Origin of the sequence: Geomobilimonas luticola, assembly GCF_018476905.1 — a bacterium.
Classification (GTDB): domain Bacteria; phylum Desulfobacterota; class Desulfuromonadia; order Geobacterales; family Geobacteraceae; genus Geomobilimonas; species Geomobilimonas luticola.
Genome location: NZ_JAHCVK010000002.1, coordinates 83,737 through 108,767 on the forward strand (window position 1 = coordinate 83,737; position 25,031 = coordinate 108,767).

Consider the following 25,031-nt stretch of genomic DNA (forward strand, 5'->3'; position numbering starts at 1 on the left):
ATAGGAACCTCTTGTTGTGGAGGATATTATGGTTAAGGGATTCAAGTTTTCCGCCGTTGAGGCGGCTATAAAGAAGCCGGGACGGCTCGACCTGGCGCTCATTTTTTCCGAGACGCCGGCGACGCTGGCGGCGGTGTTCACCACCAACAAGGTAAAGGCGGCACCGGTGGTGCTCGGCATGGAGCGGGCGAAGGAGGGTGTTTGCCAGGCGGTGGTAGTGAACAGCGGCAATGCCAACGCCTGTACCGGTTCACGGGGGATGGAGGATGCCCGGGAAACCTCGCGGCTGGTGGCGGAAGGTCTCGGCATCCCCGACGAGGCGGTGCAGGTCTCTTCCACCGGCGTGATCGGGGTACAACTTCCCATGGACAGGGTTCGGGGTGGTGTGCCGAAACTGGTGGAGGGGCTTGAGTCCGGTACCCTGGACGACGTGGCCCGGGCCATCATGACCACCGACACCTTTCCCAAGCTGGAGGCGCGGCAGGGTGATGCAGGCGGAGTCAGTTACACCATCGCCGGCGTTGCCAAGGGCGCGGGGATGATCATGCCGAACATGGCGACCATGCTTGCCTTTCTCGTTACCGACGCGGCGGTCGAGCCGGCCTGGCTCCGGAAGGCGTTCCGTCAGGCTGTCGACGCATCCTTCAACGTCATCACCGTTGACGGCGACACCTCCACCAACGACACGGCCCTGCTCCTCGCCAACGGGGCGGCGGGGAACGTTCCCATTCATGAGGGGACGCCGGAAGCGGCCCGTTTTATGCAAGAATTGCAGGACGTGGTCCTGGCGCTTGCCCGTCAGATAGTCCGGGACGGGGAAGGGGCCACCAAGTTCGTCGCCATCACGGTCAAGGGCGCTTCATCGGCCGGGGATGCCCGGCAGGCGGCCATGGCGGTGGCAAATTCCTCCCTGGTAAAGACTGCCTTTTTTGGCCAGGACGCCAACTGGGGAAGAATCCTGGCGGCGGTTGGGTATTCGGGCGTTGCGGTTGACCCCGACCGGGTAGCACTGTTTTTTGACGATGTCCTGATGGCCAGTAACGGTGTTTTTGCGGGTGGAGACGCAGAGGCACGGGGTTCGGCAGTGCTGCACAAGGATGAATTCACGGTTACCGTCGATCTTGGGTTGGGAGAGGGGAGCGCCACGGTCTATACCTCGGATCTCTCCCTCGATTACGTGAAGATCAACGCCGATTACCGGACCTGACAGTGTCGAGAGCAGGTAGAGGGCTGCCGGACTTACCATCTGGAGGTGCTATGAAACATTTTCTGTCGGTTGCGTGTCTGCTGCTGGTCATTGCCTTTGGCGGACAGGCGAAGGCAGCAGGGACCGGAATAAAGATTACCGAGATGGCGGTAACCACCAAGATAGTCCGGGGCAACCCGATAGATTCGGTACGGCGCATTTCCTGGCGTTCCGTTCCCTCCCTTTTCTGTTTCACCCGTACCGTCTCCAGTGACGGTGGCGAACAGTCCATAACCCATGTCTGGTACCGCGACGAGGTGAAGGTTGCCGAGTACAAGCTGCCGGTGCGCGGGGAGCGCTGGAGGACCTACAGCAAAAAGTCCGTGGACAGGGGCTCGCCCGGTGAATGGCGGGTGGATGCCCTCGATGGAGACGGGAATCTTCTCAAGAGCGTCAAATTCAAGGTCAACTGAACGACGGGGGATTCATTCCCCCTTCCGTTTTTCAGGGCGGTGCAGTGAATAGTCTCAAGGCGATTCTCATATCCCTCGTGGTTCTTGCCACGGCGGTCAGTGGTTCAGCTGAAACGCAGCGGCACGTAACGCCGCACGTGGAGAAGGTCGATCAGCTGCTGGAGAGCGCCATTGCCCGCGGACTTGTCACCGGTGGCGTTGTTCTCGTCGGCAATCGTCAGGGAGTGCTGTTCGAAAAGGCCTACGGCCGGGGACTCGGTGGACCGGACTCCCCCGGCCTCACCGTCGATTCTCTTTTCGACATCGCATCCCTTACCAAAGTGGTCGCCACCACGCCGGCGGTACTGAAGCTGGCGGAGGAGCGGAAACTTTCCCTTGTCGACCCGGTGGTCAGGTGGTTCCCGGAATTTTCCGGCAAGGGGAAGGATGACCTGCTCGTCCTCAACCTGCTGACCCATACTTCGGGCCTCGACGACTTCTCCCTCTCCTCTGTCAATCCCCTCCAGAGCGCTATCGAGGGGGCTGCCCACCAGCGCCTGAAGGGAGAGGTCGGGAACAGGTTCAGGTATGCCGACATCAATTTCATCCTGCTGGGTGAACTGGTCAGGCGGGCGAGCGGTGTCGGCCTCCAGGAGTTTGTGGCAAACAGGTTCTATGGCCCCCTCGCGATGCGTGATACCGGTTTCAGTCCCGACCCCGCCAAGGCGTTCCGCTGTGCGGCAACACGGGGTGCCGAAAACCAGCTGTTGCAGGGGCAGGTTCAGGACTACCCCGCACGCCAGCTGGGGGGAGTGGCGGGGCATGCCGGCCTGTTCACCACCATCCACGACCTGGCGCGCTTCTGCCGCATGATTCTCAACGAGGGAGAGCTGGGCGACGTCCGCGTACTGTCAGAGAGAGCCGTCCGGCAGATGACAGTCCCCTACTTCTCCCGGGGGGGAGATGTCATGCGGGGGCTTGGCTGGGATATAGCCTCTCCCTTCTCGTCACCCAAGGGTGAGGGGTTTTCCCGCTATTCTTTCGGCCATACGGGATACTCCGGCAGTTCCATCTGGATAGACCCGGCAAGCGACACCTTCGTGGTGCTGCTGACCTCCCGTGTCGATTATGGAAGAACAAAGGAATTCAGCAGGTTGCGCGGTGACCTGTCAACCTTGGCGGCCAGCCTCTTCGCTGCGACGCAGAAGGAGTTTGCCGGTGTCGTCCGGGACACCGACGAGTAAGAACAGCAGACGGTAATATCTTGACAGGTTGTGGCCATTGTGCTAGCTTTTGCGCACCTGTGCAGAGTTTAGGACACTTCCCGACCAACTTTTTCCGCGGAGGAGGGTTCGATGGGCAATAAATTGCTCCTCGCCGATGACAGCATCACCATTCAGAAGGTCGTAGGGATAATCTTTGCCAACGAGGATTATGAGCTCACCGTGGTTGACAACGGGAACGCTGCGCTGGACAAAGCCAGGGAGCTTTTGCCCGATATCATTCTCGTGGATGCCCTCATGCCGGGAAAGACAGGCTACGAAGTCTGTGAAGCTGTCCGCCGCGAGCCTTCCCTGCGACATGTCCCTCTTCTCCTCCTGACGGGTGCTTTTGAACCCTTCGATGAAGGCAAGGCCCGCGAAAGCGGAGCCGATGATTTTATTTCCAAGCCCTTTGAATCCCAGCATCTTATTGATAAAGTCAAAACGCTGATAGAGCTCGGCAAGGAACGTCGTGCCGGGCAGTCAGCCATTCCCGCGACTGAACCGGTCGCCACGCCTCCTGTCCAACCTGCCGTCACTCCTGCAGCAGTGGAGCCGTTGACGGCGGCAACCGCCGTTTTTGCCGCCGAACCGGAACAGGCACCAGCAGCAGCGGCCGGGATGGAAGAGATGCTCTTTGCCGATTTGGACGTGCCTGCGGAAACGGCTCCGCTTACTGCGGCAGTCTCACCTGCAGAGGCAACGGTCGAGGCGGAGTTGGTGGAAGTTTCTCCTGACGACGACCTGTGGGGGGCATTCGACCTGGAAGAACTGCCGGAAGAGAGTCAGGTCGAGTTCGGGACGGTCATTGCGGAGGAGACCGCTGTCGCCGAAGAGGTGGCAGTTGCGGACGAGTTCGTCTTTGCCGAAGAGGCGGAGGTCGGAACCATAGAGGCTTCCACGGTTTTGGTTGAGCCTGCAGGAGATATCGACGGCAAGTGGTTGCCGGTTGAAGAACAGACCTTCGATTTCCAGGAGGAAGAGGGCTTCCCCGAGGAGAGCATGCCGGAAGCGGATCCTTTTGCTGAACTGGCGGCCGCACCGGAAGCAGCAGCGCAGGATGAGATGGCGGAATTCCTTGCCGAGCCGGCCAGGGAGCCAATGCCGGTCATGGAACAGCCGTTCGCGCCCGAAGAGGAGTCCGTGCCTGCCCCGGCTCCGGCAGCTGCTCCCCCCCAGGAGATGGACCTGCAGTTCGCTCCCGAGGAAGAGTACGTACCGTTTGTCCCGCCAGGGGAGGCCGAGGCCCCCTCAGTGGCTGCCGTTGCAGCCACGGCAGCAGTGGCTGTCGCCACAGCAAGCGCAGTAGCGCCGGCATCTGCGGCATCGGCGCCGGCTCCAGCCCCGCCTGCGGAGTTGAGCGAAGAGCAACTGACGGCACTGGTAGCGAAGATATCGAAGGACATTATCGAACGAATCGCCTGGGAGGTTGTGCCGGACCTGGCGGAAAACATCATCAAGGAAGAGGTTCGTCGCCTCAAGGAAGGTGCCTGAAGCATCGGCCGGGATGTCCGGACAGATTGTGGATGAATGCAGACGAACGGGGGATGATGAATCCCCCGTTTGATTTATATCCGGGTTTCTTCGTCGGGACGGCAATGCGAAGCATGGTATCCCTGACACACTATATCAGCACATGAAGAGGTTGCAGCATGGCAGAACGTGAACTGGCCAAGGTCTACGAACCGCAGAGCGTGGAAGTGAAATGGTACGGGGAGTGGGAGCGGAGCGGTTATTTCCGTGCAGCGTCCGTTTCCGCAAAACCTCCTTACAGCATAGTCATCCCCCCCCCCAATGTCACCGGCGCCCTCCACATGGGGCACGCCCTCAATAACACCCTACAGGATATCCTCTGCCGCTGGAAACGGATGAGCGGTCATAACGTACTCTGGATGCCGGGGACCGACCATGCCGGCATTGCTACCCAGAACGTAGTGGAGCGGCAACTGGCTGCCGAGGGGAAGGATCGCCACGAACTGGGTCGCGAAGCCTTTATCGAGCGGGTCTGGCAGTGGAAGGGCGAATCGGGGGGACAGATCATCGGCCAGTTGAAGAGACTTGGCGCCTCCTGCGACTGGGAGCGGGAGCGCTTTACCATGGACGCGGGACTCTCCAGGGCGGTCCGTGAAGTGTTCGTCCGGCTCTACGAAGAAGGGCTCATCTACCGGGACAATCGTCTCATCAACTGGTGTCCCCGCTGCCATACGGCTCTTTCCGACATCGAGGTGGAGCATGAAGAGAAGGCTGGCCATCTCTGGCACCTCCGCTATCCGGTCGTCGAGAGCGATCGCTGCCTTGTTGTTGCCACCACCCGGCCGGAAACCATGCTGGGTGACACCGCCGTTGCGGTACATCCCGAAGACGAGCGCTACCGGGAGCTGATCGGCAAGAAGGTGCTCCTTCCCCTGGTCAACCGGGAGATTCCCATCGTTGCCGACGAGTACGTGGACAGGGAGTTCGGCACCGGCGTGGTGAAGATCACGCCGGCACATGACTTCAACGACTTCGAAGTAGGCCGGCGGCATGGCCTCGACGTTATCAATGTCTTTGACGAGTCGGGCGTCATCAACGCTGCCGGTCACCAGTACGAAGGGCTCGACCGGTTTGCTGCCCGGAAGAAAGTCGTCGAGGACCTGGAGAGTGCGGGGCTTCTGGAAAAAATCCAGGACCACGCCCTGGCGCTTGGTGGCTGCTACCGCTGCAAGACTGTCGTTGAACCGTACCTGTCTCTTCAGTGGTACGTCAAGGTGGGGCCGCTGGCGGAAGAGGCGCTGGCGGCAGTGAAGGACGGACGGACCCGCATCGTTCCCCAGCAGTGGGAAAACACCTACTATGACTGGATGGAGAACATCCGCGACTGGTGCATCTCCCGCCAGATCTGGTGGGGACACCGCATCCCCGCATGGTACTGCGACCACTGCGGCAAGGTGACCGTCGCCAAGGAAGACCCGTCGAAATGCGCAGCCTGCGGCAGCGACGAGATCCGCCAGGAGACCGACGTTCTCGATACCTGGTTCTCTTCGGCCCTCTGGCCCTTCTCCACCATGGGGTGGCCGGACCGGACTTCCGAGCTGTCTTCCTTCTACCCCACCTCATGCCTCGTGACCGGCTTCGACATCCTCTTCTTCTGGGTGGCCCGCATGATGATGATGGGGCTCCATTTCATGGGAGAGGTCCCGTTCAGGGACGTGTACATCCATGCCCTGGTGCGGGATGCCCAGGGGCAGAAGATGAGCAAATCCAAGGGGAACGTCATCGACCCCCTGACGGTGATCGACCAGTACGGCACCGACGCCTTCCGTTTCACCCTGGCCGCTTTCGCCGCCCAGGGACGGGATATCAAGCTGGCGGAAGAACGGATTGCCGGCTACCGAAATTTCGCCAACAAGATATGGAACGCGTCCCGTTTTGCCCTCATGAACCTGGCAGGGTTCACGCCGGCCAACGTCGACCCGGCGACCCTGCCCCTCACCAATGCCGACCGCTGGATCCTCCATCGTCTGAATGTTGCTGCGCAGGAAACGAAGGACGCCCTGGACGCCTTCCGCTTCAACGATGCCGCCGGCACCCTTTACCGTTTCACCTGGAGCGAGTTCTGCGACTGGTACATCGAACTGGTGAAGGACGACCTCTACCGGGGAGAGGCTGACCGTCAGCAGACGGCTCGCCAGGTACTCTGGACCGTTCTGGAGCACCTGCTTCGGCTTCTCCACCCCTTCATGCCGTTCATTACCGAAGAAATCTGGCAGAGCCTGCCGGGCGAACGACCGGTGCCGAGCATCATGCTGGCCGATTACCCGCAACCACGCCCGGAGTGGCAGTTCGTCGACGGGGCAGCCGAGATGGAACTGGTCATGGCGGTGATCACCGGCATCCGTACCATCCGGGGGGAGATGGATGTGGCCCCTTCCCGTGAGATTGCCGCCATACTCGACTGCAGTTCAGAAGGGAGTCGCCATCTCCTGAAGCAGAACGAGGTCTACGTCATGTCACTGGCCCGGATCTCCGACCTGGCCATCGGCAGCGGGATGGACGTTCCGGAGGACGCTGCCGTGCAGGTAGCGGGGGACGTGAAGATCGTCGTGCCGCTCAAAGGACTGGTGAACGTGGCGGAGGAAGAAAAGCGCCTTCTCAAGGAGATCGCCAAGGTGGACAAGGATATCGAGTTCCTTGACAAAAAACTGTCGAACCCGAGTTTCGTGGAGCGCGCCCCGGCCGATGTGGTGGTCAAGGAGAGGGAAAAGCTCACGGAGTTCGCCGACAAGAAGCTGCTTCTGGAAGAAAGCCTGGTAAAGATCCGCAGACTACACTAGGGGCGTACCGCGTGTTCGCCCCAACAGGGCGGTTGCATGAATCGCCCAGGGGATTCCCTTGTCACTGCCAATCGTCTTTTACATTTTTGCCTTCATCTTCGGTGCTGCCGTCGGTTCCTTTCTGAATGTCTGTATCTGCCGGCTTCCCAAAGGGGAGTCAATCGTCTTTCCTCCCTCCCATTGCACCCGCTGCGATTACAAGATACGGTTCTACGACAACATTCCCCTCATCAGCTATCTTCTTCTCGGGGGTAAATGCCGCTCCTGCCGCGAGCCGATTTCCGTCCAGTATCCCGTCGTGGAACTGCTCAACGGCCTGCTGGCCCTCTTTCTCTTCATCAAGTTCGGCCCGACACCCACTTTTGCCGTACTGTTCCTGCTCTGTGCGGCCCTCGTGGTCATAACCTTCATCGACCTGGAGCACCAGATCATCCCCGATGTCATCAGCCTTCCCGGCATCGTGGTCGGTTTGATCTGTTCCTTCTTCCTCCCCTGGCTCGGGTGGTTCGATTCCCTCACCGGCATCCTGCTGGGTGGGGGGAGCCTTCTTCTGGTGGCTTACGGCTACCACCTGCTCACCGGTAAAGAGGGAATGGGGGGGGGCGACATAAAACTCCTGGCCATGCTCGGGGCATTTCTAGGCTGGCGATCGGTTCCGTTCATCATCTTCGCCGCATCCCTGGCCGGTTCGGTTATCGGCGTGAGCGTCATGCTGGCCAAGGGTAAGGACAGCAAGCTGGCCATTCCCTTCGGCCCCTTCCTTGCCTTCGGTGCTGTCCTCTACATCTTTTACGGCCGGCAGCTGATTACCTGGTATCTGAGCCTCGGGAGGGGGGGGGGAGGGTAGCCCTCATGAAGCCGTTCCGCGTCAATCTCACCTTTGCCATTCTGGCTTCCCTCGCCTGCCTGCTCAGCCTTACCTGGATACTGCTGAGCCTCATCTCGTTCAAGACCGCCGAAAAAGACATTCTTATCCAGAAAAACGGGGAAGGGCGCATCCTCCTCGCTTCGTTCGTCAACCTTGTCCCCTTTCCCCTCGACCGTCTGAACGACGCGACGCCGGCCGGTTCGTTTGCGGTACGTCTCGCCAACGAACGTGCCATCGCCGGACTGACCGTCGTAAACCCGGAAGGGTGGCCGATGTACCGGGTTGCGGAAAGGGAGGGGCTGGATGCCGGCTTGACCAGGGCGTTGCGGACGGGAGATGCCACATCCTCCTTCAGCAAAGACGGCAGGCTCCTGTATCACTATGCGCCCTTGAGGGATGGCGCCCGTATAGCGGGTGCTGCGCGCCTCACCCTCTCCCTGGCTGCCGAACGGGATCGCCTGACCCGCTCACGCCATCTCTTTCTTTCCTACTTCATGCTCGATTTTCTCCTTCTGCTCGGACTCGGGTCGTTTCTCCTGTCCCGGGTTGTCGTTTCGCCCATAAGAAAACTGCTGGCGGCAACGGAGCGGATAACCGCCGGAGACTACAGTCACATGCTCCATATCCCCGGCTGCGCGGAGATAGTTGACCTTTCCGATTCGTTCAACATGATGCAGCTGGCACTCAGGGAGAAGCAGGAGGAGGTCGCTGCCCACGTGCGTTCCCTGCAGAAAGCCAATCTGGAACTGCAGACGGCCCGCGAGGAGACGATACGCTCGGAAAAAATGGCGTCGGTGGGGCTTCTGGCGGCGGGGATGGCCCACGAGATCGGCTCGCCTCTCTCGGCGATAATTGGCTATGCCGGCATTATGCGGGACGAGGTGGCCCATGACCCGGACAAGGCCGATTACCTGAGGCGGATCGAGCAGGAGGCGGGGAGGATTGACCGTATCGTGCGCGATCTGCTGAATTATGCCCGGCCAACCCCGGCAGAGAACGAACGGGTAGCTATTGCGCCGTTTCTGCGGGAGGCCATGGAGATGCTCGAACATCAGGGAATCTTCAAGAAGATAGTCTTGAGCCTTTCCGTCGCGGAAAACCTGCCGGCGGTATGCCTCGACCGGCACCAGTTATTGCAGGTGCTGATCAATCTCGTTCTCAATGCGCGGGATGCCATGCCCGGCGGGGGGAGGCTGGAGGTCATTGCCGCTGCCGATGTCATGAGTACGGCATATGACCGGTCGGAGCAAACCCGCCATCTTGTTAGCATGGGGCGGCGCAGGGAGGATTTCGGGGGGGTGTTCCGGTCGCCGTTCCCGGCGGACGAATTCGCTGCCCCCTGTGTGCGGATTGTGGTCGGCGACAGCGGGGAAGGGATATCTCCCGCGTCGCTGGAGAAAATTTTCGACCCCTTCTTTACCACCAAGGAACCGGGAAAGGGGACCGGTCTCGGCCTTTCCATCTCCGCCAGCATCATAGACTCCTTTGGCGGACGTATCACCGTGGAGAGTGCACCGGGGAAGGGCTCCCGTTTCAGTATCTGGCTGCCAGCCTGTCCTGTGGAGAGTGAACCGTGAGTCGTAACAATCGTAAAATCCGTATACTGGTGGTCGACGACGAAAAAAACCTCAGGCACATGCTGCAGGTCATACTCCGCAAGCAGGGGTACGTGGTGGAAGAGGCCGCAAACGGCAGTGAGGCATTGCAGAAGGCCCTGGCGGGCGGGTTCGATTTCATACTCAGTGACATCAGGATGCCGGTCATGGACGGGCCGGAATTTCTCCGCCAGGCGTCGGATGCGGGGGTTTCCGCAACGATCATCATGATGTCGGCCTACGGGACGGTGGATACTGCCATTGAGTGCATGAAACTGGGGGCCTATGACTATATCTCAAAGCCGTTCAAAAACGATGAAATTCTCCTGGTTCTGAAAAAGGCCGAGGAGCGGCAGCGTCTTGCCGCGGAAAACCGGCGGCTGAAGGAGGAGATGCACCGGGAATTCTCCTTTGCCAGTATCATCAGCAGAAACCCGCGCATGGGAGAGATATTCTCCCTGGTGGAAAAGGTGAGCGAGTACAAAACCACGGTTCTTGTCCTGGGGGAGTCGGGTACGGGAAAGGAACTGGTGGCACGGGCCATCCATTACAACAGCGGCCGCAGGAACGCCGAATTCGTGGCGGTGAACTGCGGTGCCATACCCGAGAGCCTGCTGGAAAGCGAACTGTTCGGCCATGTGCGGGGGGCCTTCACCGATGCCTCGGCTGACAAGGCAGGATTGTTCGAACAGGCCGATGGCGGCACCCTGTTCCTCGACGAGATAGGGGAGATGCCCCTTTCCCTGCAGACCAAGATACTGCGCGTACTGCAGGAGGGAGAGATCCGGCGGGTGGGGGAAACCACACCCAAAAAAGTCGATGTCCGGGTGATATCCGCAACCTCCAAGGATCTGGAACATGAGGTGCGGGGAGGGGGGTTCCGGGAAGACCTCTTTTTCCGGCTCAACGTCTTCAGCATAAAGCTCCCGCCTCTGCGGGAACGCCTGGAGGATATTCCGCTTCTGGTGGCCCATTTTCTCGGCAAGTATGGAGATAAGTTCGGTCGGCCGGGGGTTGAGTGCGCCCCGCAGGTGGTGAAGGAATTCATGAAATACACGTGGCCGGGCAATGTGCGGGAGCTGGAGAACGCCATAGAGCGCGGGCTCATTCTCTGCGAAGGTGACCTGCTGACCATGGACTGTCTGCCGGACGGCATCCGGAATGTGCATACAGTCCGCTATCTGCCCGCTGATTCCCTCTCCATAAAACAGGCAGGAGAGATGCTGGAGCGTGATTTCATCCGCCGTGCCCTGGAAAAGACCGGCGGCAACCGTACCCACGCCGCAAAACTGCTGGAAATAAGCCACCGGGCCCTTCTCTACAAACTCAAGGAGTACGGAATGGAGTAGGGAATTACCATAAAAAGATTAGTTAAATATAATAAAAAACTTGTAATAATAAGACGGCTATGCAATAACTGCATGGCCGTTTTTTGTTGCAATACCGGTACGATACCATCCCCGGAGGTGGGTGAATGACAGATGGTGCGGCGACGGAACAGCAGTTTCTGGACGGAACGGTTGAGAACGGGTTTACCCTGCTGGAATTGCTTATCGTGGTCGGTGTCATGGCAATTATCACCGCCCTGGCGTATCCCGCGTTCAGTTCCTACTATGGCGACTGCTGTATGAAAGCCGCAGTCTGGGAGATCGTCGGCATGGTCAAGGAGGCAAAGCAGCGCTCGCTGACCGACGACAGGTACTACGCCGTCGGCTTCGACCCGGTTCGTGGCGTGGTTTCCCTCATCGCCGATCGTGGGCCGGACGACGAATGGAATACCGGTGACGACCGGGTGGTGCGTATGTCGCGGTTGGAGGACAAAGGAGGCGGCGTACGGTTCGGGTATGGCACCTGCGGACCAATACCCGGGTATGCCGCTACCTCCGATGGCATAACGTTCCAGCAGAACAACACCATCGTCTGCAATCCGGAACTGACCGGCAATGCCGGCACCGTCTATCTCTGTACCTCCCGTGGGACCGCGGTCGCCGTAACGGTCAATTCCCGGGATTTCAGCTGCGTGCAGCGGCGCTGGAACGGCAGTGGATGGGTGAAGATGTAGGTCATATCCGGTGGTATGGCAGGGCGGATGACAGGACTGTGCATCTTTTGCATAGTCCTTTGTTTTTTGCGACGGGGCGATCTATCCGGTAATACAGGGAAAATTGCCGTGATACCGTAATTTTCCCAAGGGTACGAAAATTGCTATGAGATAAGAATGCAGGTGTGTAATTTCTGGAGAGAATCTGTTGCCAAGGGGAATCCATGCTGAAATCCATTGCTCCCGTCCTCGTGTTTCTTTGTGTTGCGGTGAGTGCAGTCGGCGTACAAGCAGAAGAGTGCAGCGATACCGGCGCCACTGCGCCGCTCATGACGCTTGACGAGGCCAACGAGACCCTGCGCGGCATCGGCGAGGTTAAGTCGGTCAAACTCTCGCCGGTGCAGGGGTTGTACGAACTGTCCGTCGTCAATAACGGCCGGCAGGCGACAGTTTACGTCGATTTTGCCCGGAAGCACCTCATACCGTCCCCCATATTCAGCCTTGCCACGAAAAAGCCGATAGCTCCCGAACCGACGGCCGTTTCCACCCCGCCATCCAGGGTTGACATCGCCACGGTGCCGACGGAGAACTCCATCATACTCGGCAACCCGGAAGGGAAGCGGAAGCTGTTCGTCTTCACCGATCCCGATTGCCCCTTCTGCGCCAAGCTCCACGAGGAACTCTGGAAGCTCACCACCCTGGACAACCAGGTGACCGTCTACGTCAAGATGTTCCCCCTCAAGATGCACCCCGCCGCGTATGACAAGGCGCGGGTCATCCTCGGCGCCGGCACGCCGGAATTGCTCAACAAGGCTTTCGCCGGCGAACCGATCCCCGCCCCCGGGCCGAAGGACTCCGCCAAGGCGGTGGACGACACCCTGAAGTACGCCGAGTCCATCGGGATAACGTCCACCCCCACCCTGATCCTGCCCGATGGAAGGATTGTCGTCGGGTTCAAAAAAGCCGAAGAGCTCAAGGCTCTCATGTCAACTGTCAGCGATAAAGGTGCGAAGCCATGATGAAACCAACAGCGAGGTACACCATGAAGGCCGTCGGTTCGTTCACGAAAATGCTTCCGGTCGTCGCCGCCCTCTCCATCTCCCTGGTGGCCGGTCCGGCCCAGGCCGATCCCGGCAACAACTACTGCATAACGCCTGCCTTCATCACGAGCAGCATACCTCCCAACCTGCTTCTGATGATCGACAATTCCACCAGTATGTACGATTTGGGATATGCGGATGAAGGACAGACGGATGCCAGCGGGAATATTACCCGCCAGCCTTCGTACTGCCGCGATCAGACCTATAAAACAAATTACTGTTCAAACGACAGTTCTCGCACCTGCGTCCAGGACTCGAATTGCAATAACTACTGCTCCGGTGATAGCATGCGCTATTGTGCTGCCAATGCCGAATGCGCCTCGGGGCAAACCTGCGTTCTCAACAACAGCTGCCTGAACGTTTATGTCGGCTATTTCGAACCCAATACCGGCTACGAATACGACTTCACCAACAAGTACTTTTACATTCCCGCCTCCCTTCCCACTTCCTGCGATAAGTACGTCACCAATACCCTCTGCGTCAATTTCGACTCGGGAACGGGAGAGGTGAACAAGTTCGTGGCCAAGGGGAACTACCTCAACTGGCTGGCCGCGTCAAAATTCGATATCGAGAAAAAGATACTTACGGGGGGGAAATACGCAACCAAGCTCTGCTACACCAGCAGAACCTGTTCGAATGACGGCGACTGCGAGTCGGGCCAGAGCTGTGCCTCCGGTACCTGTCGCACCAACAAGGCCTGTCTTTCCAATGGTGACTGCGAGTCGGGGCAGACCTGCACAGCCGTCACCCCGTTCCTTATGGCCGAGTCCCGCGGCTGTGTCGGGCAGCCATTCATCAAGCAGGCCCTTACCACCGATTTCGTCAACTATCCGAGCACGACGAAGCCAAATCCGAACACTGCCAACGAACTGGGAGTCACCTTTGCCGTACGAGGGCCGGTGGAAATCAATCCCGCCTCCCCCTCCCAGGGGGGGCAGACCTTCGTGTATATCCATCAAGGTTCCGTCAGGACAGAACCCTGCGATGATGCAACGACGCTCTGGAACACGCCGGGGGCGAGCAAGACTACCCTGCAGTCAAAAATCGAAGAGTGCATCAACTACAACCCCCATGCGGGCAACTACTGCCAAGGGGATATAGCCCGGCTTGTTTTCCCAACCTGCGCCTCGGATGCCGACTGCACCAAGCCGGTCGCCGCGGTTTCGGGGAAGTGCACAGACGGAACGACAGTCTGTTCTTCCGACACGGACTGCGGCAGCACGGTGACGCCGGGTAGATGCAGCAATAACGGCGTTGCCTGTGTGAACGATACCGTCTGTGCCGCTTCCACCACACCGGGCAAATGCAGCAACGACGCAAGCAAGTCCTGTCAGCAGGCGAGCGACTGTACGGTGGCAGCGATTCCGGGTGCCTGCAAGCTGGGTGGAGGTGCATGCATGTCGGACGCCAACTGTTCGCCGACGTACTACTGCAGCGTCAGGACCGACAAGACCTGCACCACGCCTGGTGACCCCTGCAACGCCGGCTGGGGGACCTGCACCGCAAATACCTGCAGCAAGCCGGCACCGATAGCGGGGAGCAGCGGTACCTGTACGAACCCGGCGCCGACGTCGGTCGGCGCCGGAACCTGTTCCAACCCGCCGCCGACGACAAGCGCGGGCGGCCTTTGCAATAATCCTCCTCCCGTTCCGGCAGGGACCCTCAATTACGCCCCCTGCATCAACCCGAGCCAGTCGGGGGAAGTCAAGACCAAGATTGCCCTGACCGAAACCGTCCAGACCTGCTGGCAGTATATCGGCACGGGGTCCCTCGGTTCGGGGGACATTACCCGCCTCACCACCGGCGGCAAGTGTACCGATGTATATGCCGCCTACGGCGTCTGTTCGGGAAACAACGACAAGGGATGCGGTGCCGATGCCGATTGCCCCGGTGCCCTGGGAGGGACCTGCCTCAAGGGGCCCAATTATATCTTGCCAGGGAATCCCGCTCTCGTCTGCGGCTCCAGCTATCTCGGGGCCTACTACACCGGCAGTGGACCGACCTGGGACAAGAACGCCTGGACCAATACGGCGGGGCAGATTAACGCGTTCAAGAGTTACTGCGACGCAAACCAGCCGTCGGTGATCGACCCCACCGACTCGGCAGCCAGCACGTCGAGCTATGAGAAGGTTCCGGCCCTTCTTGGGGGGATCGCGGTTGAAGGACAATTGGGGCCCCCCAAGGGGAAGCTGCTGTTACGGCTCAAGAAAGACACGCAGCCGTCGGGTCTGCTCCAGGAGTTCGGCGACCGGATACGGATCGGCGCCATGCAGTTCAACTTCGCCGGTTCGGCCACGGAGGCCTCCTCCACCTACGGGGCAACCATTACCACGCCGAAGGTCTGCTCCAACGATCGCTACAGACTCTGCGCCATTGATAAGGACTGTGGCGGCACGAACACCTGTAGTGCGACCACCGCCGGTTCCACCAATCTGGACGGCTCGAGCATCATCTATGACGTGGGAAAGGGAAAATGTTCCACGGCGGTTTCGCCCACGGTCCTCTGCACGACCGCCGCCGACTGTTCGTCAGGGGAGCGTTGCTATGCCAACCGCTGCTGGACGGCCACCTCCACCGACTGTACCACCGACAGAAACTGTCTCTCCAGTCAGACCTGTATCGGTGACGGCGCGGGTGATCATGTGAGTGCCGATGCCCTGGTGAGGAAAATCGATGACATACGGGCCAATGCCTGGACCCCCTTTGCGGAAGCCTACTACAACGCCATCGGCTACTTCGCCACGGTCAAACAGTGCTCCAACTCCACAACCCAGTGTTACACCGACAGCGACTGCAGCAGCGGCGGCCTCTGCAACAAGGTTATGGGGAGCAGGACCACCCTGAAGCTCAATTCGGACGATTATAACGGGAACATGAATCCTTCCCAGTTCCGGTGCCAGCAGAACTACGTCCTGCTCATCAGCGACGGGAGTTCCACCGCCGACCGGAATACCACGGCAAGCGGTTTGGCCGATCTCTACCATGTCTCCGCCGGCAAGCCGGTCAGTTGGGACAGTACCTGCACCAATTACATGGGGAGCAAGAATCTCCCCATCCTCTCCTGGCTTGCCCGGCACCTGGACATCTCCAAGTTCAGCACTTCTTCGACCACCCTGACGGTATGCTCCGGCAATACCAACCAGATATGCTCCCTCGATACCGACTGCCCGACGGGGCAGACCTGTCTCAATATACCCCGGAACGGCCAGGACGCCATCAGCACCTACGTGGTGTACAACGGTGGTTCCAACGGCCAGACCGGCGAGTGCAGCACGAGGCAGCTTCTTTCCGATACCGCCGAAAAGGGGGGGACAAGACTGCAGGTCGCGAGCAACCCCGCCCTGCTTTCCCAGTCACTACGGAAGGTATTCGAGGAACTGGCAGCCAAGGCCGCGTCGGGAACGGCGGCCTCAATCCTCAGCAACAGTGAGGGGAGCGGCGCCAATATTCTCCAGGCGGTCTTTTATCCGAAAAAAATCTTCAATGCTGAGACGTCTGCCAACTGGGTCGGAGAAATGCAGAATCTCTGGTACTACGTAGATCCCAAGATCAACAACAGTACCATCCGGGAGGATACGGACGGAAACCGCCAGTTGGACCTGGTGGCCGATAAGGTTGCTACCTTCATTTTCGATACCAGCGTCAACCAGACCATGGTCCAGTTGCAAACGGATACCAACGGTGACGGGATAGGGGACGGTGCCCCGACCACGGTCGATCCTGACGTGGTCAAAAGCATCTGGCGCGCAGGGAAGCAGATGTGGGTGCGTGATCTCACCCTGTCACCACGGACCATCTATACCCCGCTGCTTACGGGCGGAACGGAGGTGGGGAGTACCGGCCTGATGAAGTTTACCTATGGCGCCATCGGGAGCACCTCCTTCCCCGACAACTCGACCGTTTTGCAGCCCTACATGCAGATGAGCGACAACACCAGCACCGTCAAGATTATGAAGTACATCCATGGATTCGATTTCCCCGGCGATACTACCATGCGGAGCAGAACGGTGAAGATCGGCAACATCCCTGCGACGAATGTGGGAAATGATCCCACCGACCCTTACGTCACCAATCCCCGGGACAAGGGGATCGGGGTCTGGAAACTGGGGGATATCATCTCCTCCACGCCGCGCATCCAGTCCACCGGACGGCAGAATACCTACGATACCCAGTTGCCGGGGGGATACAACGACACCTCCTACGCATCTTTCATAAAATCCAATAACTACAAGAGTCGCGGAATGGTCTACGTGGGTGCCAACGACGGGATGCTCCACGCCTTCAAGCTCGGCATACTGGACGTGACCGCATCCGACACTACCAAGGCAACCCTGGCCGGTACCGGTCTCGGGGAGGAGCAATGGGCCTTCATACCGAAGAATGCGCTGCCGTACCTGAAGTATACGAGCGACCCCGATTACAGTCATCTCTATTTCATCGATGGTTCGACCATCGTCCTGGATGCCAGCATCGGCGTGTACACCTCGGGAACGGGGAGTTGTACCGCAGCAACCTATGACCAGTGCCTCAAGAACCCCATCGTGGTGGACACCGCAACCAACAATCTGGATCCGAACAAAAACACCTGGCGTTCCATCCTTATCGGGGGGATGGGGCTCGGTGGCGCATCGAGCAAAACCAGCTGCACCGGTCTCAACTGTGTCCAGACGCCGCTTACCGACCCGGGGGACACGGTCAACAACCCTGGCCTCGGCTACTCGTCGTACTTTGCCCTGGATGTGACCGACCCCGACAATCCCAGGTTCATGTGGGAATTCAAGGGTGACCCTGCAAACAACCACAATCTCGGGTATGCCACCTCCGGCCCGGCGATTGTCAGGGTAGGAGCGTCCAACAAGAACGGCAAATGGTTCGCGGTGTTCGGTTCCGGTCCCACCGGTCCGATCGATACGGCTACCCATCAGTTCCTGGGTCGCTCCAATCAGAACCTCAAGTTCTTTGTCGTCGACCTGAAGACAGGGGAGCTGCTACGGACGATCGATACGGGGATTGCCGAAGCTTTTTCCGGCTCTCTCATCGGCGGTCCCATCGACACCGACCGCTGGAACGCTATTGCTCCGGGGAGGTATCAGGATGATGCCATCTACGTGGGATATACAAAGAAACGTTCCACTAATGAATGGACAGGAGGAGGAGTGCTCCGGATCATGACCATGGAGAGCCCCAACCCGGCCGACTGGGAAGTCACGCCAGTCATCAGTGATGATATCGGACCGGTGCCGACGGCGATTGCACGCCTCCAGGACCGGAACAACCGTGACCTCTGGCTCTTTTTCGGCACGGGGAGGTATTACTACCGGGCCGGTTCGCTCATCGACGACTATACCAGTCACAGGACGCTCTACGGGGTCAAGGAACCGTGCTACAACACGTCTACCAACCCCGGTAATTTCCTGGATAAGACCTGTACCGATGCCAGGGCATCAGGCGACCTTACCGACCAGTCCACCACGCTCCATGAAGGTCCCCAGCCTGTCGGGTGGAAGATTGACCTCGATGCGTCGGTAACAGACTATGGCGCGGAGCGGGTGGTGACCGACACGGTTGCACTGACCAACGGTGCGGTATTCTTTACTTCGTTCAAGCCGACGGCAGATGCCTGCGGTTACGGCGGCAACTCGTTTCTCTGGGCGTTGGATTACAACTCAGGGCTCCGCCCGCCCAACTCCACGCTCATCGGCAAGGCTCTCATTCAGCTCTCCACCGGTGAGTTCAAGGAAGTTGATCTTTCCCAGGCCTTTACGGACAAGGGGAACAGGCGGATGGGGGTTCCCATGACCGGGAAACCGCCGGGAGATGCCCCGCCGATTCTCAGCACGAGCGGGAACAAGCCGATCAAGCGCATTCTGCACATACAGGAGCGCTGATATGGATGAGCGCGGATTCACCCTTACGGAAATGCTTATTGTCATAGCTGTCATCGGTATATTGACGAGCATTGCGGTCTATGGTTTTGGCAAGGAGCGATTGAAGTCCTCCATCGAGGCGCAGGTGCGGGATATGTACACGGAAATCGTCAATGCCCGGCTCCAGTCGTTTTATACCAAGCAACCCCGTTCGGTAATCGTGAACGGAACGCTGTTCAAGGTCATCGACACAGCGTCGAGCGCGACCCTGGTGGAGAAGACCCTGGCCCATCCGGTCGTGTTGAACACCACGAACAACCAGCTTGATTTCGACAGGAGCGGCCTGACCTTCGGCGCCTTCAGTTCCGCCTGCATCGAGCCGGCCGGCAATCCAGGCGCCATCGACAGCATCGTCATCTCGGCAGCAAAAATCAACATGGGAAAGAGATCATCGGGAGGAAGCTGTGGGACAGGTACCATCGTGCAAAAATAATGGCGGTTTCACGCTGGTCGAGCTCCTGGTCGCCATGGTAATCATAGTGATCGGAATGCTCGGACTTCTGGAGGCGGTGAACGTTGCCATGGAACACAACCTGAGGAACCAGTTGCGGGACCAGGCTGTCTACGTGGGGGAGAAGATACTGAACGACATGCGGGGGCAGCAGTTTGATGCAACATTTACCAACCACACCACCATCCCCATGAGTCTGAGGGGGGTGAACAAGAAATTCACGGTGGACACCACTACTATCCCTCTGGGAGCCGATTCGAAGCAGTATGAAGTGGTGGTGAAGTGGACCTACAAGAGCAGGAATTATCAGAACCAGGTGGTTACAGTTCGATCACGGTAGTCATCAGGGCAGATGCAGCACGACGCATTTCACGCGAGGATGAGCACTTTATGATACGAGAACAGCGCGGTTTTTCTCTGGTCGAACTGATTATCGTCATGGGTATCTTCATGATCATCATCATGGTCACGACCCAATCCTTCGAGACCATCGTTACCCAGGCAAGTCAGCAGGGGAAATCTGCCCAGACCCAGATCGAAGGAATTGTCGGCCTGGAGGTGTTGCGGGCTGATCTTGAGCAGGCGGGCTTCGGCCTCCCCTGGTTGTTTTCGTCCGCCCTGACGGGCACCGCCTACACCGAAGTGAATGTCGGTACCAATGAACCCGTTGCGTTTCCTTCGACCATCGCGAGTGCCGAGTTTTTCAACGATACTTCGCCCATATCCCCCCCCCGGGCAATTCTGAACGGCTCGACTATGTTCAACTACGACACATCAATAAATAAAGGATCACAGTATCTGGTTCTCAAATCCTCCGTTGCCGGCATAGACCCGGTTGCCAAGAAATGGACTTCGGTGGCCTATACCGAAGCAGGTCCGGCTACGACCACGTGGGGCCAGGCTGACCGGGACCTGGGTGACAACGACCGGATAATCGTCATCAAGACCACCTTCGCGAATAACCTGCCGAAGCAGCAGCTCATGGTGAAAGGCGGGCAGTTTTCCACTATATTCAGTGAATACAGCAGCATGTCCACCCCCCACACTCCGGGTGATATCTTCCATATCTACGGTGTCGACAAGCCCGACGGTGCTGCGCTCAGGATGCCCTTCAACCGGGCGGACTACTACATCAAGAGGCCGGCAACCATGCCCGCGACCTGTGCCCCCAACACGGGGATACTCTACAAGGCGGTGGCCAATCATGCTGACGGTTCACTTACTCCCGAACTCCCCCTGCTGGACTGCGTCGCCGACATGCAGGTCGTCTATGGACTCGATGCCGCCGGCAACGGGTTCATAGGTGACCACGTGGACGAACCTCCTGCCAAACTGGCACAACACGCGGACCAGGCGGAAACCATACGGAGCATCGTGAAGGAAGTGCGGGTCTATATCCTGGCCCAGGAGGGGAAGAGGGATAGGACCTATAATTTCCCCAGCAGCACCATAAGGGTTGGTGAAAGTTTCGGTGGGAACACGCGGGGACGTGATTTCGACCTTGAGGCCATAATCGGAGCCGACTATAAGCATTACCGCTGGAAGGTTTATACGATTGTGGTGCGACCCAAAAATCTGATTCAATAACCGGTGGGTGGATATTATGCGATACGTTCGAAATGAAAACGGAATAGCACTTTTGACGGCCCTGATGTTCACCCTCATCGCCCTGGGGATCATCATGGCGCTGCTGCAGATGGTTCTCATGGGGACCAAGATGTCCGCCAGCCAGAAAGTCTACCGCAACTCCCTGGAGGCCTCCTACGGTGGGGTCGACCTGGTTGCCAAGGAAATCATCCCCAAGCTTTTCGGCCGTTATTCCTCGGGGAGTGATTCCCTTATGTCCACGTTTGGCGGGTCGTCCAAAATCAGCCTGGAGTTGGGACCCTCCTTGCAGGACAAGCTTGAGAAGGATAGAAGAACCGGTTGGCCTTCAACTGCAAGCACGACTCCCGATGCCAAAGTTTCACCGGACATAACTTTCAGGCTTTCGGGTACTAACGGCAACTTCAAAGTGTATAACAAAATAGTCGATACGGTAACGGGCAATTCTGACACCAGTGGCAGGGATCTGGATCCCGGTATCGGCGTGGCGGGATCTGGGTCGGGGATTGCGCCGAAACACAGTCCCCATCTCATCACCATAGAGGTGCAGGGAGAACGGGAAACCAATCCCAAAGAAAAGGCGATGCTGTCGGTGCTTTATGCATACTGAAACGAAACCGCGTACGGGATTGTTTGATTTTCGTGCGTAGGTTGGATGTGAAGGAGTCGATAGTACGTTATTTTACGTGGTTAAATGGCAGGGGCTTACGGAAAAATACGCATGTTCTCAACGGCATTGTCTGTGTTATTTAGAGCTAACTTGCTAAAAATTAAGACTAAATATGTATTTGTGATAAATGGAATTTAAATTGCATAGTAATTATTGTCTTTGGCCATATTCCGCTATTTGATAACCAGTCTATGCTGTAAGTCTTGGCTGAACAGCATAGAAAAGATGGTAACGATAATACTAAACCATCCGTGAGGATGGGGCGGAAAGCCTATTGGGTCTCATTTGAGACAGCCGGGTTGCCGAAATATCATATGATATTCTGCAACCCTTTTTTTATCATATTTTTCAGATCAATGATGAAAAAATGCCATATAATAAGCATGTTAGAAGTGGGTAGATATAATTTAATATAATTATAATAAATTTCTTGACATTTCTATTGTTTATTGTAAATTCCATGTAAAATTACTAAAGTGGGTATGCCTGCATGAAAAACAAAAACAATGTCAAGAAGCTGCGCGAGCGTAAAATGATAAGCAAGGCCGAGTTGGCTCGACTTGCCGGCGTTTCTCCGGTTACCATTGACAGGATAGAGGGCGGCATGCCCTGTCGTATGGAAACGAAGCGGAAGATAATTCTCGCCCTGGGCTATTCGCTGACTGAAAAAGATAAGGTGTTTCAGGACTAATTTCTACAGGAAGCCAATCATGCTATTCTCCAAAAAGAAAGACATAGTCGGCATTGACATCGGGTCGAGTTCCGTCAAGCTCGTTCAGCTGAAAGAGCTTAAGGGTGGGTATGTACTGCAGAATGCGGGAATCGTCCCCCTCCCTCCCGAAGCTATTGTCGATAATACGCTGATGGACAGTTCTTCCATCGTAGAGGCGGTGAAAAACCTTCTCGCCGGTCTTAATATCGGCAAGGGGGTTGAAGCTGCCTGCTCCGTTTCCGGTAACTCGGTCATCATCCGCAAGATTTCACTCCCGGCAATGCCTCCGGAGGAACTGGAAGACCAGATCCACTGGGAAGCCGAACAGTACATCCCCTTCGACATCAATGACGTAAATATCGATTTCCAACTCCTTCCTCCCGATGAACACGATCCGACGAGAATGAACGTGCTGCTGGTGGCCAGCAAGAAGGATATAATCAACGACTACCAGACAGTCTTCAACGAAACCGGTATCAAACTGGCCGTGGTCGACGTAGATTCGTTCGCAATCCAGAATGCCTTCGAGATCAACTATGATCTGGATGGGGAAGATGTCGTCGCCCTGATAAATATCGGGGCAAGCATCATGAATCTCAATGTCGTCAAGGATGGTATCTCGCTGTTCACGAGGGATGTGCAGATGGGGGGAAACCTCTATACGGAAGAAATCCAGAAACAGTTCAGCGTGAGCGGTGAAGATGCCGAGCGATTCAAAGTGACCGGCGAGTGCCCCGACAGGGAGCGTCTCCAGAACATTATCAATCGTGTTAACGAAACTCTTGGGCTGGAAATTCGTCGTTCGCTGGATTTTTACAATACGACTGCCGGTGAGGGAAAAATAACCAAGGTATATCTCAGCGGCGGCGGTGCAAAGACGGCAATGCTCTCGGAGGCTGTCGGCCAGCGCCTGGGATTGCCGGTGGAGACCATGAATCCTTTTGCCAAGGTAAAATATGCGGACAAGGATTTTGATGCCGACTACCTTCACGAGATCGGACCTCTTGTAACCGTTGCTCTGGGGCTGGCAACAAGGAGGGTTGGCGACAAATGACGAGAATCAATCTATTGCCCGTCAGGGCTGCAAAAAAGAAGGAAACTGCAAAGCAGCAGATAACCATACTGATTGCTGCCGTAGTTGCGGTGCTTGTTGCCGGGTTGGCTTTTTACTCGGTGACGCTGGCGAAAGTCAGCGGTACGAAAGCTGAGATCAAGCGCTCTGAGGCAGAACTGCAGCAACTTAAGACCAAAATTGGGGAAATCGACAATATCAAGAAACTCCAGGCAGAGGTAAAGAAAAAGCTTGACGTACTCAACATGCTGCGCAAGGAAAAAAGCGGCCCTGGGGTCAGGCTGGCAAAGTTGAGCGACATAACCCCGGATAAGATGTGGTTGACCAACTACGCGGAAAATGCTGCCAAGGTCACAATTTCCGGCCTTGCCTACAGCGAAGATATCATTGCAACCTTTCTCAGGAACCTGCAGGAGTCTGAGCTGTTCACCGATGTGGAACTGCTCGTTTCGGAGCAGAAGGAAGAGAGTGGCGTCAAGTTGAAAAAGTTCGATGTGACATGCAATATAAAAGCACTTAAGAAGGAAGAGCCGCCGCCAGCTCAGCAGAAACAGCAGAAAAAATAGGCGGTTTGAAGATTGATTGGTTGTCAGTATCAGCCTGTATCCTTATGTCTAAATCGGTCGAGGACATTCCATGGACCCACGTGTAGAAAAATTACTGAAGCTCCCCAATAAACAGAAAGCCGCCATCCTCGGGCTTATCGTCGTACTGATCGGTGCTGGTTTGTTTTTTGGGTTGATACAACCGAAACTCAAACAGTTGAAGGTTCTTCAAGGGCAGCTGGACGGACTGCACACCCAGGTGACGGAAAGCCGGAAAATAGCAAACAACCTCCCGCGTTTCAAAGCCGAATATGCTCAACTGAACAAGGAACTGGAAAACGCGTTGACCGAACTGCCGAACCAGAAGGAAATCCCAACACTTCTTACCAGTATTACCAGTGCAGGCAAAGGAGCAGGTCTTGACTTCCTCATTTTCAGGCCAAAACCGGAAGAGCCTAAGGATTTCTATTCTGTTGTTCCCGTTGATATATCGGTATCAGGTTCCTACGCCAGTGTTGGTAATTTTTTTGTGGCGGTCGGCAACCTCCCTCGGATAGTCAACATCAATAACGTTGCGTTTACGAACCCGAAAAACATAGGTGGTAAAACGGTTTATACCATCAACTGTCTTGCTACAACATTCCGTTTTCTGGACAAGAAAGAGATTAAGGATGATAAAAAGGGCAAGAAATAAACAAGTTATTATACTGTTTTTGGTTCTGTCCCTGGCGGTGTCCGGCTGCAAGAAGAAAGCCGAGACACCACAGCCACAGGCTAAACCTCAGGCACCTGTAACGCAAGTGCAGAAGCCGGTGCAAAAGCAGCTTTCTTCCGCGCAAGTGGGGGGGGGGAACGCTCCAGCACTGAATTTCAGCCTCAAAAAAGATCCCTTCAAGCCGTTAATCGCCAAAGCGGAGCCTTCTGCAGGAAAAAACGCGGCACCGGTGATTTCCAAAAACACCAATATGCTGCCGATACAATCATTTGATGCAAGCAAGTTCAAGGTGTCGGGCATCGTTGCCGGGCTCAAGGAGAACAAAGCTCTCATCATTGATCCGGCTGGCAAAGGATATGTCGTAAAGCAGGGTATGTTGATCGGGAACAATAATGGCAGGATCACGAAAATAAGTAACAATGCCATTGAAATTGCCGAGCAGTATCGCGACGAAAGCGGCCATACGAAAAAAAGGGTTATCAAGCTTACTCTGTCCCCAAAACGGTAAGGAGAGTTC

General features: G+C 57.0%; 20 protein-coding genes and 1 riboswitch. All 20 genes read left to right on the plus strand.

What is annotated here, in order from left to right; genetic code table 11:
• Window positions 1-25 precede the first annotated feature (25 nt).
• The 20 genes from argJ (at window position 26) to KI810_RS07150 (ending at window position 25,022) form a co-directional block, all read left to right on the plus strand.
• Window positions 26-1,207 (plus strand): bifunctional glutamate N-acetyltransferase/amino-acid acetyltransferase ArgJ, encoded by a 1,182-nt coding sequence (gene argJ / locus KI810_RS07055; RefSeq protein WP_214175179.1) that lies wholly within the window; start codon window positions 26-28, stop codon window positions 1,205-1,207.
• Between the two features lie 50 nt (window positions 1,208-1,257).
• Window positions 1,258-1,659: a DUF2914 domain-containing protein gene (locus KI810_RS07060; RefSeq protein ID WP_214174809.1), complete on the plus strand. Its 402-nt coding sequence runs from the start codon at window positions 1,258-1,260 to the stop codon at window positions 1,657-1,659.
• Between the two features lie 44 nt (window positions 1,660-1,703).
• The gene (locus KI810_RS07065; RefSeq protein WP_343213478.1) at window positions 1,704-2,882 is read left to right on the plus strand and encodes a serine hydrolase domain-containing protein; all 1,179 of its coding nucleotides are present in this window, start codon (window positions 1,704-1,706) and stop codon (window positions 2,880-2,882) included.
• 111 nt (window positions 2,883-2,993) lie between these two features.
• Window positions 2,994-4,394 carry a response regulator gene (locus KI810_RS07070; RefSeq protein WP_214174811.1) on the plus strand — a complete coding sequence of 467 codons (1,401 nt, stop codon included), beginning with the start codon at window positions 2,994-2,996 and terminating at the stop codon, window positions 4,392-4,394.
• Between the two features lie 158 nt (window positions 4,395-4,552).
• Window positions 4,553-7,213 (plus strand): valine--tRNA ligase, encoded by a 2,661-nt coding sequence (locus tag KI810_RS07075; protein ID WP_214174812.1) that lies wholly within the window; start codon window positions 4,553-4,555, stop codon window positions 7,211-7,213.
• A 58-nt stretch (window positions 7,214-7,271) separates the two neighbouring features.
• The gene (locus KI810_RS07080; RefSeq protein WP_214174813.1) at window positions 7,272-8,060 is read left to right on the plus strand and encodes a prepilin peptidase; all 789 of its coding nucleotides are present in this window, start codon (window positions 7,272-7,274) and stop codon (window positions 8,058-8,060) included.
• A 5-nt stretch (window positions 8,061-8,065) separates the two neighbouring features.
• Window positions 8,066-9,658: a sensor histidine kinase gene (locus KI810_RS07085; RefSeq protein WP_214174814.1), complete on the plus strand. Its 1,593-nt coding sequence runs from the start codon at window positions 8,066-8,068 to the stop codon at window positions 9,656-9,658.
• 59 nt (window positions 9,659-9,717) lie between these two features.
• Window positions 9,718-11,025, plus strand: coding sequence for a sigma-54-dependent transcriptional regulator (locus KI810_RS07090; protein ID WP_214175180.1), 1,308 nt, complete (start codon window positions 9,718-9,720; stop codon window positions 11,023-11,025).
• Between the two features lie 125 nt (window positions 11,026-11,150).
• The gene (locus KI810_RS07095; protein ID WP_214174815.1) at window positions 11,151-11,738 is read left to right on the plus strand and encodes a pilus assembly FimT family protein; all 588 of its coding nucleotides are present in this window, start codon (window positions 11,151-11,153) and stop codon (window positions 11,736-11,738) included.
• A gap of 203 nt (window positions 11,739-11,941) precedes the next feature.
• A complete protein-coding gene (locus KI810_RS07100; RefSeq protein ID WP_246525361.1) occupies window positions 11,942-12,736 on the plus strand; it encodes a DsbC family protein in 795 nt (264 codons plus the stop codon).
• Window positions 12,733-18,705, plus strand: a complete 5,973-nt coding sequence (locus KI810_RS07105) for a pilus assembly protein (protein WP_214174816.1) — start codon at window positions 12,733-12,735, stop codon at window positions 18,703-18,705. The genes KI810_RS07100 and KI810_RS07105 overlap by 4 nt, the downstream gene beginning before the upstream one ends.
• Window position 18,706: 1 nt before the next feature.
• Window positions 18,707-19,177 (plus strand): pilus assembly FimT family protein, encoded by a 471-nt coding sequence (locus KI810_RS07110; protein WP_214174817.1) that lies wholly within the window; start codon window positions 18,707-18,709, stop codon window positions 19,175-19,177.
• Window positions 19,149-19,535, plus strand: a complete 387-nt coding sequence (locus KI810_RS07115) for a type IV pilus modification PilV family protein (protein WP_343213480.1) — start codon at window positions 19,149-19,151, stop codon at window positions 19,533-19,535. The genes KI810_RS07110 and KI810_RS07115 overlap by 29 nt, the downstream gene beginning before the upstream one ends.
• Window positions 19,536-19,585: 50 nt before the next feature.
• Window positions 19,586-20,782, plus strand: coding sequence for a PilW family protein (locus KI810_RS07120; protein WP_214174818.1), 1,197 nt, complete (start codon window positions 19,586-19,588; stop codon window positions 20,780-20,782).
• 52 nt (window positions 20,783-20,834) lie between these two features.
• Window positions 20,835-21,410, plus strand: coding sequence for a pilus assembly protein PilX (locus tag KI810_RS07125; RefSeq protein ID WP_246525362.1), 576 nt, complete (start codon window positions 20,835-20,837; stop codon window positions 21,408-21,410).
• A 289-nt stretch (window positions 21,411-21,699) separates the two neighbouring features.
• Window positions 21,700-21,777, plus strand: a riboswitch (cyclic di-GMP riboswitch).
• A gap of 183 nt (window positions 21,778-21,960) precedes the next feature.
• Window positions 21,961-22,161, plus strand: a complete 201-nt coding sequence (locus KI810_RS07130) for a helix-turn-helix transcriptional regulator (protein ID WP_214174820.1) — start codon at window positions 21,961-21,963, stop codon at window positions 22,159-22,161.
• 19 nt (window positions 22,162-22,180) lie between these two features.
• A complete protein-coding gene (pilM, locus tag KI810_RS07135) occupies window positions 22,181-23,236 on the plus strand; it encodes a type IV pilus biogenesis protein PilM (RefSeq protein ID WP_214174821.1) in 1,056 nt (351 codons plus the stop codon).
• Window positions 23,233-23,820, plus strand: coding sequence for a PilN domain-containing protein (locus KI810_RS07140; protein WP_214174822.1), 588 nt, complete (start codon window positions 23,233-23,235; stop codon window positions 23,818-23,820). Before pilM ends, KI810_RS07140 begins: the two co-directional genes overlap by 4 nt.
• Window positions 23,821-23,890: 70 nt before the next feature.
• A complete protein-coding gene (locus tag KI810_RS07145; protein WP_214174823.1) occupies window positions 23,891-24,493 on the plus strand; it encodes a type IV pilus inner membrane component PilO in 603 nt (200 codons plus the stop codon).
• Window positions 24,471-25,022, plus strand: a complete 552-nt coding sequence (locus tag KI810_RS07150; protein WP_214174824.1) for a pilus assembly protein PilP — start codon at window positions 24,471-24,473, stop codon at window positions 25,020-25,022. Before KI810_RS07145 ends, KI810_RS07150 begins: the two co-directional genes overlap by 23 nt.
• Window positions 25,023-25,031 lie beyond the last annotated feature (9 nt).

What these genes read in the sequence shown, in the direction of transcription:
- KI810_RS07150 (WP_214174824.1), top strand. Translation starts at nt 24,471, where the DNA reads ATGATAAAAAGGGCAAGAAATAAACAAGTTATTATACTGTTTTTGGTT.
- KI810_RS07095 (WP_214174815.1), top strand. Translation starts at nt 11,151, where the DNA reads ATGACAGATGGTGCGGCGACGGAACAGCAGTTTCTGGACGGAACGGTT.
- KI810_RS07130 (WP_214174820.1), top strand. Translation starts at nt 21,961, where the DNA reads ATGAAAAACAAAAACAATGTCAAGAAGCTGCGCGAGCGTAAAATGATA.
- KI810_RS07070 (WP_214174811.1), top strand. Translation starts at nt 2,994, where the DNA reads ATGGGCAATAAATTGCTCCTCGCCGATGACAGCATCACCATTCAGAAG.
- KI810_RS07100 (WP_246525361.1), top strand. Translation starts at nt 11,942, where the DNA reads ATGCTGAAATCCATTGCTCCCGTCCTCGTGTTTCTTTGTGTTGCGGTG.
- KI810_RS07075 (WP_214174812.1), top strand. Translation starts at nt 4,553, where the DNA reads ATGGCAGAACGTGAACTGGCCAAGGTCTACGAACCGCAGAGCGTGGAA.
- KI810_RS07140 (WP_214174822.1), top strand. Translation starts at nt 23,233, where the DNA reads ATGACGAGAATCAATCTATTGCCCGTCAGGGCTGCAAAAAAGAAGGAA.
- KI810_RS07105 (WP_214174816.1), top strand. Translation starts at nt 12,733, where the DNA reads ATGATGAAACCAACAGCGAGGTACACCATGAAGGCCGTCGGTTCGTTC.
- KI810_RS07090 (WP_214175180.1), top strand. Translation starts at nt 9,718, where the DNA reads ATGCTGCAGGTCATACTCCGCAAGCAGGGGTACGTGGTGGAAGAGGCC.
- pilM (WP_214174821.1), top strand. Translation starts at nt 22,181, where the DNA reads ATGCTATTCTCCAAAAAGAAAGACATAGTCGGCATTGACATCGGGTCG.
- KI810_RS07120 (WP_214174818.1), top strand. Translation starts at nt 19,586, where the DNA reads ATGATACGAGAACAGCGCGGTTTTTCTCTGGTCGAACTGATTATCGTC.
- KI810_RS07110 (WP_214174817.1), top strand. Translation starts at nt 18,707, where the DNA reads ATGGATGAGCGCGGATTCACCCTTACGGAAATGCTTATTGTCATAGCT.
- KI810_RS07060 (WP_214174809.1), top strand. Translation starts at nt 1,258, where the DNA reads ATGAAACATTTTCTGTCGGTTGCGTGTCTGCTGCTGGTCATTGCCTTT.
- KI810_RS07085 (WP_214174814.1), top strand. Translation starts at nt 8,066, where the DNA reads ATGAAGCCGTTCCGCGTCAATCTCACCTTTGCCATTCTGGCTTCCCTC.
- KI810_RS07145 (WP_214174823.1), top strand. Translation starts at nt 23,891, where the DNA reads ATGGACCCACGTGTAGAAAAATTACTGAAGCTCCCCAATAAACAGAAA.